The following is a 12,027-nucleotide window of genomic DNA, read 5'->3' on the forward strand; positions in this document are numbered from 1 at the left end:
TTTCAGCGCACCGCGGATCAGCGGCGGCCAGCGAGGAAGCGGGCCATTTCGCGTTGCGGTTCGCCGGTGCCGTACGCCTCGCGGTGGACGCGTTTGGCTTCGGCCATGGCGTCGGTGAGGTCGTCGTCTTCGAGGCTGCGCAGGCGGTTCTTGGTCAGGCGGACCGCGCCCGGAGGAAGGAGGCTCAAACGCGAGGCGAGGTCTTGGGCGTAAGCTAGCGTGCCGCCGTCGTCGGCCACGTAGTTAAGGAGGCCGAGACGCTGAGCTTCTTCCGCGTTGACCAGTTCTCCGGTGAGGACGAACTGCGCGGTCTTGGACTTGCCCAGGATGCTCCACATCGCCCAGATGCCCGTGATGCTGGGGATGCCCGAGAGGACTTCGGGCTGGCCCATGCGGACTTGGGAATCGCCAACGCGGAGGTCCGCGAGGAGTGCGTACTGGAAGCCGGAGCCGGCGGCGACGCCGTTGACCGCGGCGATGGTGATTTGGTCGAGATTGCGGACAGCGCGGTAGAGGCGGTCGAAGCCATCGATCCAGGCCTCGGCGGATGCGTGGTCTTCGGGATTCATGCCGGCGGTTTCGGCGAGGTCCTGTCCGGCGCAGAAGGCCCGACCCGTTCCAGTGAGGATCACGCTGCGGATTTCGTCGTTGCCTTTGAGGCCTTCGAGGTGGGCGATGAGTTCGTCACGCATAGCCTTGGTCCAGGCGTTGAGCTTGTCCGGGCGGTTGAGAGTGATGGTGGCAGTGGGGCCGTTCTGTTCGAAGAGGACATCTTGGGACACGGTGTTTCCTTTGGCTTGTTGCGGCTTCTTGAGTCCCATCAGACCATCGGGGATTGTGACCCGTCTAACATCAATATCTACTCGCCGTGATACCAAACTGATATGGTGCGCGGATGGATCTCCACCATCTCAAGTACTTCGTGGTGCTCTCCGAGGAGCTGCACTTCGGCCGGGCGGCACAGCGTTTGCACATGGCCCAGCCACCGCTGTCGCAGCGGATCAAGGACCTGGAGAAGGAACTCGGGGTTTTGTTATTTCACCGGCGACGGACTGGTGTGGAGCTGTCCGAGGCCGGGGCGTTGCTGTTGGAGCACGCCCGCGGGGTGCTGGATCATGTGGCGATGGCGCAGGAGTCGATGCGGCGGATCCGTCCTGGTGCTTCCGGTGTTCTGCAGGTGGCGGTGCCGCCGGACACGAATCCTGTTGCGTTGTCCACGATGGCCTCTTCGTTTGCTTCGTCTGCGCCGGACGTGCTGCTGAACCTGCACGAGCTCACCACCGTTGAGCAGGTTGAACGATTGCGCGACGGCGAACTGGACGTGGCGGTGGTCCGTCACCCTTTGAGCAGCGTGGGTTTCGAGACGGGGCCGGCGTTCTCGCGGGCTTTGGGTGTGGTGCTGAATGCTTCACATCCGCTGGCTTCTTCGTCTTCCGTTCGTTTGGGCGACTTGGCCGGCAGTCCGCTGATCATCTTCCCGCGACACATGGCCCCGACCTTGTACGACTCGTTCCTGCACACCTGCCGGGACGCTGGGTATCTGCCTGCGGCCATTGTTCATGCGCGGAACCAGCACTTCACGCACGGTCTGATCCTGGCCGGGCGGGGCGTGCACTTCAACGAGGAACCGTGGACTCCGTTGCCTTCGGGGATCGTGTGGAGGCCGCTGGTTGGGGATCCGTTGGCTTGGCGGACGTCGGCACTGTGGCTGAAGAGCCGCAGGTCAGCGGAAACGGATGCGTTTGTTGCGGCAGTGGGGGCGGGATTGGCGGCGGGCGGGCATGGGTAAAAATCTGCACAGCGTGGACATCTCTTGGTGCGTCGATCGTTCAGGATGAAGGCGGCCATGAGCATTTATGTAGTGATAGCGTCATCCCATGGAAGTGACACCTCGAATGCGTCGCAGTGCAATCGTCTTTCTCGCGGGATTCATCTCTTTTGCAGTCTTCCAGCCGGTCTTCGGCGTATTGCCTGCGCTCGGTGCAGGCATCGTCGTGGCCGCAGCCGCTCTGGCAATCGACGCCCGGGTAGCTTCGCGCCGCAGTTCCCGACGAGGGGCTTAATTACTGCTGGCCTCTCCCACGCCCTGCGATGTGGATCACTGACTCACGGCCATCGCTCAGTCACCCCAGTCAGAACCATACCGAAATCGGTATGGTTCTGACGGGGCGGAATCGCGGGGATTGCGGACAAAACAATACCGTTACGGTAGACTTTTGACATGCGAAGAACATATCGAGACGTACTGCGTGAGATCGCCTACGGCAACTATGGCTATGTCACCACTGCGGAAGCAGTGGAGGCGGGCGTACCCGTCGTCGAATTGCCGAAGCTCACAGCCCGCGGCGGCCTAGATCACGTTGGATATGGTCTCTACCGCATGACTGACATCCCGCCGACCGACGATGATCAATTCGCCGAAGCGACCTTGCGCGCAGGAGACGACGCCTACATCCGCGGAGAATCCGTCCTTGCCCTCCTCGGCCTTGGGGACGTGAATCCCACGAAGATCACAGTAGGAACCGGCCGTCGTGTCCGCCGAGCAATGCCCGCGTACATGAAAGTCATCCAGACACAAGCCGGAATGAAGGTCACGCGCTACCGCGGGATCCGCGCCCAACAACTCAGCGAAGCACTCCTCGAATGCATTGGGCGTGTCCCGGCCACACGACTGCGGGATGCCGCAGCCCAGGCCCGGGCTGAGGGACTACTGACTACGGCGGAGTGGAACCGTGTACGCAAGGAACTCGCCGCATGAGTTATGACACCCCACCTCGTAATCTCGCCGCTCTCAACCAGCGATTGAAGAACTTGGAAGTAGACGAGACCCTCGCCGTTCGCCGACGGACGACCATGGCTCTGGTGGTGATAGGCCAAATGCTTCCAGAGGGCGCCGTGAAAGGTGGGAGCGCGATGGCATTGAGATATGGTTCCGATACAAGGTTCACCCGTGACGTTGATGCCGCACGCACGGGAAGTCTGGCGACATTCCGCGCCGACTTCGAAGAGCGGCTTCGGGAAGGGTGGGGCGGGTTTAGTGGACGCCTGATCGAGCGGAAAGCTCCGAAACCCAAGGGCATTCCGGCCCCGTATGTGATGAAACCTTTCGATGTGAAGCTCGACTACGAGGGAAAGCCGTGGTGCACAGTCCCCTTCGAACTCGGACACAATGAAATCGGTGATGCCGACGATCCCGAGTTCGCTCTGGCTCCCAGCATCAGCGAGCTGTTCACCTCTGTGGGTCTCTCCGCTCCAGGGCCAGTGGCGGTGATGCCCGCTGATCACCAAATAGCCCAAAAGATACACGCGTCCACAGCGCCCAGTAGCGACCGCGCCCGCGACCTCGTCGACCTCCAACTCTTAAGTGCCCGTGAGGAGCTGGACCTATCGATGGTCCGGACCGCTTGTCTTCGTCTGTTCGACTACCGAAAGGTTCACTCTTGGCCACCGTCAGTTATCGAGGGTGCGGACTGGGCAACCCTCTACGCTGAGGCGGCCGAAGGCCTCGATGTCGTCCCTGATGTCGCTCCCGCCATTGAGTGGCTGCGCCAGTTCATTGCCGTGATAGACCAAGCATCGCCGAACGATAAAACGTCGCTCTCTGAGACGGAGGCGACTGTAGCGGCCGTGGAGGCGGGCGGGGAGGGGTAAGGCTATCCACCAGGCATTCTGTACAGCCTCGTGGCAAAGGACAAGGTCAAAGAACTTGCGGAGATCGTTCGTTCGGGCCTAATAAAACATGTCCAAAGCCCTCTAGAGGCAATATAGGGTGGTCGTCAGAAACCACAACACCCCGCGACTCAAGCTTCTTGAGCTACTCCTCATCTGATAGCCATTCTTTGTTGTAATCCGCCACGACCCCCCCGCACCCTAGAGGAAATCAGCCCGAGAAAAGAAAATCAGCCCGAGCCGTGAGGCGAGCGGGCTGATCGTGATGAAACAACACTACCAAGTTGAAGCCGTCAACGCGGGCTGATCTGGGGCAGAGTCGGCCGGGGTCGGCGGTGAGGCCTCGCCCCTCGCAGATTCAGCACCCTGAGCAACACCCGTCACCACACTCCTGTTCCGCGCCGACTCCTCGACGGCGGCCAGCACCCGCTGGATCTGGAGCCCGTCGTCGAACGACGGCGACGGTGCCTCACTGTCGCGAATCGCAAGCAGAAAGTCCCGGATCTGGTGCGTGAACGTGTGCTCCCAGCCGATGATGTGACCTTGGGGCCACCACGCTTCAAGGTAAGGGTGCTCCGGCTCATTCACGAGTATCCGCCGGAACCCCTGTTCCCGCACCGGGAGGCTGGCGTCCAGGAAATTCAGTTCATTTAGGTTCTCGAGGTCAAAAGTGAGCGAGCCGAGTGAGCCATAGATTTCGAGCTTGAGCGAGTTCTTCTGGCCCGTGGCAACCCGCGACGCTTCCACCGACGCACTGATGTTCCCTGTCATTCCAAGGGTGGCCCAGGCGGCGTCGTCGACTGTCACTTTCTCAAGACCGTTGGGTCCGGGACGTTCCGTGACAAAAGTCCTCAGCGTTCCGGTCACCTCAGTAACGGTTTGCCCTGTGAGGTGCTGGATCTGGTCGAGGGCGTGTGAGGCAATATCGCCCAACGCTCCGGAGCCGGCGGTCTCCTTCCGGAGCCGCCAGCTCATGGGGGTTTCGACGTCGGATAGCCAGTCCTGCAGGTATGCAGCCCGCACGTGCCGGACGATGCCGAGACGGCCGTCCGCGATCAACTCCCGCGCCAAGGCGAGCGCCGGAACGCGACGGTAGTTGAACCCGATCATGGACTGCACTCCGCGAGCCTGGGCCGCGGCGGCTGCGGATGCCATCAACTCAGCCTCACCCAAAGTGTTAGCGAGCGGCTTCTCCACGAGCACATGTTTTCCTGCTTCCAAAGCTGCGATGGCGATTTCCGCGTGCATCCAGCCCGGAGCGCAAATATCAACAATGTCTATATCGTCCCGCTCAATCACTGATCGCAAGTCCGTGGCGGATTCGGTCCAGCCGTACTTGGCGGCGGCCTCCGCCACGGCTTCACCGTCCCGGCCCACGAGCACTTTCTGCTCGAAGGCGGGGACGTCGAAGAAGCTGGCGACATTCCGCCACGCATTCGAATGGGCCTTCCCCATAAAGGCATAACCGATCGCGGCAACACCCAAAGGACGGCCAGAGGGAAGAGTGGAAGTGGTCATGCGTGCTCCTTGAAGTGAATGCGGAAGAAGGGCTTAAGCCTCGAACCAGCCCCGGGGCGGGTTGGAAACCTCGGGCGCCTCACGGAAGACACCCGGCTGGGCAACCCAACCAACGCCGTTGGCGATAACCTTCTGGATCTGCGGCTGGTGGTACACGGGGTACTCCTGATCGCCCGGGCTGAAGTAGAAGATCCGGCCCTTGCCCCGCGAGAAGGTCACGCCTGAGCGAAACACCTCGCCGCCTTCAAAGGAGCTAATGAAAATCAAGTCATCGGGTTCCGGAATATCGAACAGTTCGCCGTACATTTCCTGCTGGGGAATGACGATTGGGCTTTCAATGCCAGCTGCGATCGGGTGGGAAGGCTTGACCGTCCAAACGAGTTCGCGTTCGCCCTCGTTGCGCCATTTCAGGGAGCAAGTGGTCCCCAACAATCGGGTGAAGATCTTGGCGAAGTGCCCGGAATGCAGAACCACTAGGCCCATGCCCCCGAGCACGTGTCGCCGTACGCGCTCAACCACTTCATCAGCGACTTCCTCATGGGCAATGTGTCCCCACCACAGCAGCACGTCAGTCTGTGCAAGGATTTCCTCGGAGAGCCCATGCTCGGGATCGGCCAAAGTTGCCGTGGTAATTTCGGAGTCCGGATAAAAACCGCGGAGCCCTGCAGCAATAGCGCCGTGGATCCCCTCCGGGTACATTTCGCCGATGGTTTCCGGGTGGTTGCGGGCCTCGTGGACGGCCTCATTCCAGACAACAATCTTGAGTTTTGAATCAGACATTTCAGAGCACCACTTCACGTTGTTCGAGGGCGGATTTGTAGCAAGCATCAAGGACCAGTGCACGGCTGAGAGCGAGGGACCCGTCGTGGCTTCCCCACACGGTCTCACCGCCGCGTACGGCGGCAACAAAGTCGTCGACGACGGCCTGGTGGGCTCGCCCGGGCTCGGCCACCACCTCGAAGTCCGCGTTCTCGCCGTCCTTCTCGGTGAAGACGTGGACGTCAGCCACAGGGTTCTCGGAGGCACCGACAGAGCGCAAGTCCGCTCCGCCGTCGGTCCCGTAAACGGTGAAGTCCATCAGGTCCCGCTCGTCGCGGTAGGTGGCCCATCCCGCTTCCAGGATCAGGGTTCCACCCCCTTCCAAGCGGATGAACGCGGAGGCGAAGTCCTCCACTTCAAACTTATGGCTGGAGTTCGACGCCGTATACCGTGCGTTGCCGCCGAGGCCGCGCGGGCCGAGTTCGGAATGCGTCGACGCCGAGACGGCCAGGACCTTGGGTTCGCCCAGGAGGTGCAGCGAGTAATCCAGGACGTGCACGCCGATGTCTGCCAGCGGACCACCGCCAGCGAGTTCAGGGTTGGTGAACCAACTGCCGAGCATCGGAATGCCCTGGCGGCGGAGCCACGACGCCTTGGCGTAGTACGGGCGGCCCAGCGTACCGGCGTCGATCACTTCCTTGAGCGCCTGGATGTCGCCGCGGCGGCGGTGGTTGAACGCGACGTCGAGGACCCGCCCCGCTTTGCGGGCGGCATCCACCATCGCTTGACCTTCGACGGCGTTGCGTGCGATCGGCTTCTCGCTCAGCACATGCAGCCCTCGCTCAAGCGAAGCAATCGCGATGGGTGCATGGAGGAAGGTGGGCACGGCGACGCTGACGGCGTCGAGATCTTCGAGCTCGATCATGTCCTCCCAGCGCGCGAACGCGTGCGGGATGCTGTACTCGTCCTTCATCTGGGCGAGGAGGTCCGCTTCCATACCGGCAACGGCGACAATCTCGACGCCGTCGATGTTGCTGTATGCCTTGAGGTGCTGCTGCCCGGCCCAACCGATGCCCACAACTCCCACCTTGAGGGTTGCGGACGGGGCCTGCTGCTGAATGCTCACTTTGTTCCTGTTCTTTGTGGGGTTCTTGGGGGCGGTTTGGGGTTAGCCTTTGACGGCGCCGGCGGTCATGCCGGAGACGATGCGCTTCTGGCACAGCAGCACGAGGATCACGAGCGGGACGGTGATGATCACTGAAGCGGCGCTAATGGTGCCGAGCGGCTGGTCGAACTCGCTGGTGCCGCTGAAGAACGCGATCGCGACCGGGACCGGACGGGCTTCCGGTGACGTTGTCAGCGTGACGGCCAGGAGGAATTCGTTCCAGACCGAGATGAACACCAGGATCGCCGTGGTCGCCAGGCCCGGGACTGCCAGGGGCAGGATGACCTTGCGGAACGCTTTGAACGGCGTGGCACCGTCCATGTACGCGGATTCTTCGAGTTCGCGCGGGATCTCCTTGAAGAAGGACGTCAGCGTGTAGATCGCCAGCGGCAGGGCAAACGTCAACTTCGGGATGATGAGGCCCAAGAGAGTGTCGTACAAGCCGATTTCGCGCCAGATGGAGAACATGGGGGCCGCGATCGCGATGGCCGGGAACGTGGTCACCGACAGGATGAGCGTCAGGATCATTCCCTTGCGGCGCATCTTGAGCCGCGCCAGCGCATACGCGGCGAAGGACGCGAACACCAGCGCCACTGTTGTAGTTACGACGGCGATGATCACCGAGTTGCGCAGGGCCAGGAGGAACTCGGGGTTCTGGAAGACCACGAGGTAGTTCTCCAGGGTCGGCTGGCTCGGGAAGAGCTCGCCTTGGGACAGGCTCGCGCCCTTCTTAAGGGAGGTGTTCACCAGCCAATAGAACGGGATGAGCGAGAAGCCCATGACGGCCACCACGAACACCCACACCAAGGGGTGGAGTTTCGCTTCGCCCCTGAGCCGGCGCTTCGGCGACTTGGTCCCGGTGGCGGGTGCCGCCGTCGTGCGTTCTGCTGTCAGCGTGCTCATTGTTCCTCCTTCGCGACGTCGCGGATGTTGCCGCCGCCGAAGCGGATGTAGATGACGGAGACCACCATGACGGTGAGGAAGGTCAGGATGGACAGCGCCGAGCCTTCGCCCACCAGCCGGTTTTCGCGGAGTTGGGTGTAGGCGAGCATGGACATGGATTCGGTGCCGTTGGCGCCGCGGGTGAGGACGAACGGCAGGTCGAAGACGCGGAGGGCGTCCATGGTGCGGAAGATCGCGGCGAGGACGATCGCCGGACGCAAGAGCGGCAGGGTGATGTGGAGGAAGGTCTGCCATTTGCTGGCCCCGTCGAGTTCTGCGGCCTCGTACGTTTCGGCGGAGATGACCTGCAGGCCGGCCAGGATGATGAGCGCCGCGAACGGGGTGGTTTTCCAGACGTCGGCCATCACGATCACGGCCATGGCGTAGCCGTGCTCCCCGAGCCAGACGACGTCGCCGCCGGGCAGTCCGAGTGTGGAGAGGACGTTGGTGACCAGGCCCAGGTTGGGCTGGAACATCGTCTGCCAAGTGATTGCGCTGACCACGGTGATGATCGCGTAAGGCAGCAAAACGACCGTGCGCAGGACCGCGCGGCCCTTGAACGCGAGGTTGAGCAGTAGCGCCATGGCCGTTCCAAGGATCAGCTCCAAGGTGACCGAGAAGGCCGCGAAGGTGAAGGTCTGCCCGAAGGCCGCCCACCACTCCTGGCTGGTCAGGGCGGCGATGTAGTTATCCAGGCCGACGAACCGCGAGAGCCCTGCGGTGCGGACGCTGTACTGGTTCAGCGAGAGCCAGATTGCGTAGCCGATCGGGACCGCCGCCACGAGCGCCATCAGGATCAGCGACGGGGCGGTCATGCGGAAGGCGAGGCGGCGTTCGGCACGGTCGCGGGCGTTCGTTCTTGGTGCGCTTGGGGGCGCGCTTGGGGGCGCGCTTGGCGCGATGGTTTTGGTGGCCATGTTTTAGAAGCTCGCCTTAGCGGTGGTAATTTCGTCGGCCATTTTCTTCACGGCGTCCTCGGTGGAGTCGGTGCCGGAGAGGACGGCGTACACGTTCTTGTAGATCGCCTGCGAGATCTGTGGGTACACCGGCGAGATCGGACGCGGCTTGGCCCCCTTAACCGAGGCCAGGAGTTCGGTAGCGAACGGCATCTTCTCGAGGACGGCCGGGTCCGAGTACGCAGCCTCGTTGACCGGTGCCTGCGAGTAGTCCATGGCCACGTGCTTCTGCCAGTCCGGCGTGGTGGCGAAGTCGATGAAGGCAACAGCCCCGGCCTGGTTGGTGGAGTGCGCCGAGATCGCCAGGTTCCAGCCACCCAGCACGCCCGAGGCCTTGCCGCCTTCCCATGCCGGCAGCGGCGCGACGCCGAAGCTGTCTGCCAGCGGGGTCGCGTTCAGCAGGCGGTACACGTGCGGCCAGTTGCGCTGGTATCCGAATTTGCCGGACTCGTAGGCGAGGCGGGCGGGGTCTTCGTTGTAGGTCAGGACGGCGCGGTCGGCTGAGCCGTCCTTGAGGCCTTTGCTCATGAAGTCGAGGACGTCGCGGGTTTCCTTGGAGTCGATCTTGACGTTGCCCTGGTCATCGAGGACTTCGCCGCCTGCGCTGTAGAGCATTTCGAGGAAGTTCACGGTGAGGCCCTCGTACTGCTTGCCCTGGTAGACGAAGCCGTTGCCCTGTGCCTTGGCTGCTTCGGTGTAGAGCTGCTGCCAGGTCTCGGGCTTGGCCACCTTGTCCTTCTGGTAGTAGATCAGGCCGGCGTTGGTGAAGAACGGCGAGGCCCAGTACTTGTCCTGGTACTTGGTGGTTTCCACAGTGGAGGGAATGAGGCGGTCCTTGTTGGCTTCCACCAGCTCGGTCTGGTCCAGCAGCCAGCCCTGGGACGCGAACTCGGAAGTCCAGATCACGTCCGAGAGGAAGATGTCGCACTCGGTGGACTTGCCTTCGAGCCGCTGCACAATCTGCGTGCGGGCTTCGTCCGTGGTGGCGCCGATCTCGGTGTACTTGGCCGTGACCTTGCCGTTCGCCTTGGTGAACGCTTCCGCCGTGCCCTTGTAGATCCCGCTTGCGTCCTTGACGCCGCAGATGTTGACGGCACCGCTGGCGTTAGCGCCCGACGCCGGGTCGGCAGCTGCCGCTTGTTCTGCACCTTGGGGCGCTGCTCCCCCGCCGCACGCGCTGAGGAGGAGGGCGACTGCGATTGCGCTGGCGGCGAGGGCTGCTTTGTTTCGTGCGGCTTTGTTCTGGAGCGGGAGAGCAGGTCGGTTCAAGTCCACAAGTGGCTCCTTTGGTGTCTGTGGGGATGGTGACTCAGGTTGCTTTGGCTGTGTTGCGTCCTGAGCCTGGCTTCATTGCCGGTGTTGCTTGTTGCCCTTTTGGAATCGATTCCAAAAGTGTTCTTATAAAACGGCCTTCCGGCCGTGGAATCGATTCCAAAGTAGTGTGACAGTCGCCACGCGGAGCTGTCAACCCTCGTTATTTTGTGGAGTCTCGGATGACGAGTTGGTGCGGGAGGAAGGTCCTGCCCTTACGGTGCGCGCCTTCGACGGTCATGCGTTCCAGCAGTTCGGCGAAAGCTACGCGGCCCATCTCGTACGCCGGCTGCCTCACCGTGGTCAGTTCCGGGACGCACATTTCTGCCTGTGCGGAGTCGTCGAAACCTGCAACGGCGATGTCTTGTGGAACTCGCAGTCCGGCATCCGTGAGTTCACGGACGCATCCGGCTGCGACGACGTCGGTACCGCAGAAGATGGCGTCCGGGAGGTCTTTGGCTTCCAGGAGTTTCTTGGTGAGCTCACGGCCTGCGTGGAACCCGAAGTTGCCTTCGCCGAGGAGGATCGTGTCTGGTTCCAGGCCTTCCTCCGTGAGTGCTTGGCGGAAACCCTCTTCCCTGAGCTGGCCCGACCGGGCACCCCTGTGGGCGAGCATTGCCAGCTTCTTGGCGCCGGTGTTGATGAGGTGTTTGGTGATGTCGTAGGCTGCCTGGCGGTCATCGATGGACACCCCGAATGCTGCCTCGGCGTCCACGATTTCGCAGACCTGGACCACGCTCAGTTGCTCGGCGACCGTGTTGACATCGTCGTCCGGCATGGTTGGCGAAAAGATGACCAGGCCGTCCACGGAGCCGTTGCGGAGCATGTCCACCAACTGCTGTTCGCGATCGCGGTCCCCGTCCGTGGCCGCGATGAGGCTGACGTACCCCGAGTCAGCCGCCGCGTCGCCGACTCCTCGGAATACTTCGCTGATCACGAGCGAGTCCAGGTTCTTGGCTAGGGCCAGGACACGCATGGTGCGGTCTCTTCTTAGGTCTCGCGCCGAAGCAAGAGGACGATAGCTGAGCTCCTTGATGGCGGCGTTGACCTTTTCTTTGGCCGATGCACTGACAGCCGAGCTTCCGTTCAAGACGCGCGACACCGTCCCCACGGACACACCCGCCGTCCTGGCGACGTCCTGAACTGTCGGCCGTGCCATTAGTTAGTCCTTCCCGTGAGCCGTCCGGCACTTCTGCGCAATGGCCGTGGCACACCCAGCGGCGCTCCCCAGCATAGCTGCAGTGCGAATACGCACATCAAAGCCGTTGAGCAAACGGTCGAATTGGGTCTTAGACGGTCCTGCAGTTGCCTACGCGGGCGATCGGCGGATCCCCCACACCTATGTTCAGTGCTGCCAACTCCGTGCCGGAGTGGGGCCCAAAGATGTCAGTTCCCGTGGCACCCCAGAACTCTCATGAGCTTCCGCGCCACATACGACATCAAGGTCCTCGCGCACTGGCGCCGGGAGGCCCGTTCGGATCGAGGCCGGGCCACCCGCGCAGTGGGGTCGGCATCTCGGACCTGAGATATAGGCGTCGCCGAGGGACGGGGCGAAGATGGTCAGGGTACGACTGCAATGAGAGTCGCGGTTGACTCTCCGTTTTATGCGCCCCTCGAGATCATTCTTCTCCGCATCGACGCGGTGGATGAATAGTCCGCAAACTTTCGCAAGCAACAGAAACAATCGCGCGTCTCTAATGGGCAAGA

Annotated in this window: 12 protein-coding genes; 4 read left to right on the forward strand and 8 right to left on the reverse strand. The window is 62.3% G+C overall.

The genetic code is table 11. The features are described from left to right. Positions 1–17: 17 nt before the first annotated feature. On the reverse strand, positions 18–782 hold the full coding sequence (locus tag LDN90_RS20705; protein WP_223946933.1) for an enoyl-CoA hydratase/isomerase family protein: 765 nt from the start codon (positions 780–782) through the stop codon (positions 18–20). Positions 783–895: 113 nt separating this feature from the next. On the opposite strand from LDN90_RS20705, the gene LDN90_RS20710 reads away from it, so the two are divergent. The 4 genes from LDN90_RS20710 (at position 896) to LDN90_RS20725 (ending at position 3,651) form a co-directional block, all read left to right on the forward strand. Further along, a complete protein-coding gene (locus LDN90_RS20710; protein WP_223946934.1) occupies positions 896–1,789 on the forward strand; it encodes a LysR substrate-binding domain-containing protein in 894 nt (297 codons plus the stop codon). Positions 1,790–1,877: 88 nt separating this feature from the next. Next, positions 1,878–2,063, forward strand: coding sequence for a hypothetical protein (locus tag LDN90_RS20715; protein ID WP_223946935.1), 186 nt, complete (start codon positions 1,878–1,880; stop codon positions 2,061–2,063). Between the two features lie 158 nt (positions 2,064–2,221). Next, the gene (locus LDN90_RS20720; protein WP_223946936.1) at positions 2,222–2,758 is read left to right on the forward strand and encodes a hypothetical protein; all 537 of its coding nucleotides are present in this window, start codon (positions 2,222–2,224) and stop codon (positions 2,756–2,758) included. Next, the gene (locus tag LDN90_RS20725) at positions 2,755–3,651 is read left to right on the forward strand and encodes a nucleotidyl transferase AbiEii/AbiGii toxin family protein (protein ID WP_223946937.1); all 897 of its coding nucleotides are present in this window, start codon (positions 2,755–2,757) and stop codon (positions 3,649–3,651) included. Before LDN90_RS20720 ends, LDN90_RS20725 begins: the two co-directional genes overlap by 4 nt. A gap of 294 nt (positions 3,652–3,945) precedes the next feature. On the opposite strand, the gene LDN90_RS20730 is transcribed toward LDN90_RS20725, so the two are convergent. The 7 genes from LDN90_RS20730 to LDN90_RS20760 all read right to left on the reverse strand — a co-directional run bounded on the left by LDN90_RS20730 (position 3,946) and on the right by LDN90_RS20760 (position 11,479). Then, on the reverse strand, positions 3,946–5,187 hold the full coding sequence (locus tag LDN90_RS20730; RefSeq protein ID WP_223946938.1) for a Gfo/Idh/MocA family oxidoreductase: 1,242 nt from the start codon (positions 5,185–5,187) through the stop codon (positions 3,946–3,948). Between the two features lie 33 nt (positions 5,188–5,220). Beyond that, positions 5,221–5,967 carry a ThuA domain-containing protein gene (locus LDN90_RS20735; protein WP_223946939.1) on the reverse strand — a complete coding sequence of 249 codons (747 nt, stop codon included), beginning with the start codon at positions 5,965–5,967 and terminating at the stop codon, positions 5,221–5,223. A gap of 1 nt (position 5,968) precedes the next feature. After that, positions 5,969–7,072, reverse strand: coding sequence for a Gfo/Idh/MocA family oxidoreductase (locus LDN90_RS20740; RefSeq protein WP_223946940.1), 1,104 nt, complete (start codon positions 7,070–7,072; stop codon positions 5,969–5,971). Between the two features lie 42 nt (positions 7,073–7,114). Next, positions 7,115–8,014 (reverse strand): carbohydrate ABC transporter permease, encoded by a 900-nt coding sequence (locus LDN90_RS20745; protein ID WP_223946941.1) that lies wholly within the window; start codon positions 8,012–8,014, stop codon positions 7,115–7,117. Continuing rightward, positions 8,011–8,970 (reverse strand): sugar ABC transporter permease, encoded by a 960-nt coding sequence (locus LDN90_RS20750; RefSeq protein ID WP_223946942.1) that lies wholly within the window; start codon positions 8,968–8,970, stop codon positions 8,011–8,013. Before LDN90_RS20750 ends, LDN90_RS20745 begins: the two co-directional genes overlap by 4 nt. Positions 8,971–8,973: 3 nt before the next feature. Beyond that, complete coding sequence (locus tag LDN90_RS20755; protein ID WP_223946943.1) at positions 8,974–10,284, reverse strand: ABC transporter substrate-binding protein; 1,311 nt, start codon at positions 10,282–10,284, stop codon at positions 8,974–8,976. A gap of 199 nt (positions 10,285–10,483) precedes the next feature. After that, positions 10,484–11,479: a LacI family DNA-binding transcriptional regulator gene (locus LDN90_RS20760; protein WP_223946944.1), complete on the reverse strand. Its 996-nt coding sequence runs from the start codon at positions 11,477–11,479 to the stop codon at positions 10,484–10,486. Positions 11,480–12,027 lie beyond the last annotated feature (548 nt).

Origin of the sequence: Arthrobacter sp. NtRootA1, from assembly GCF_019976975.1 — a bacterium.
GTDB lineage: Bacteria > Actinomycetota > Actinomycetes > Actinomycetales > Micrococcaceae > Arthrobacter > Arthrobacter aromaticivorans.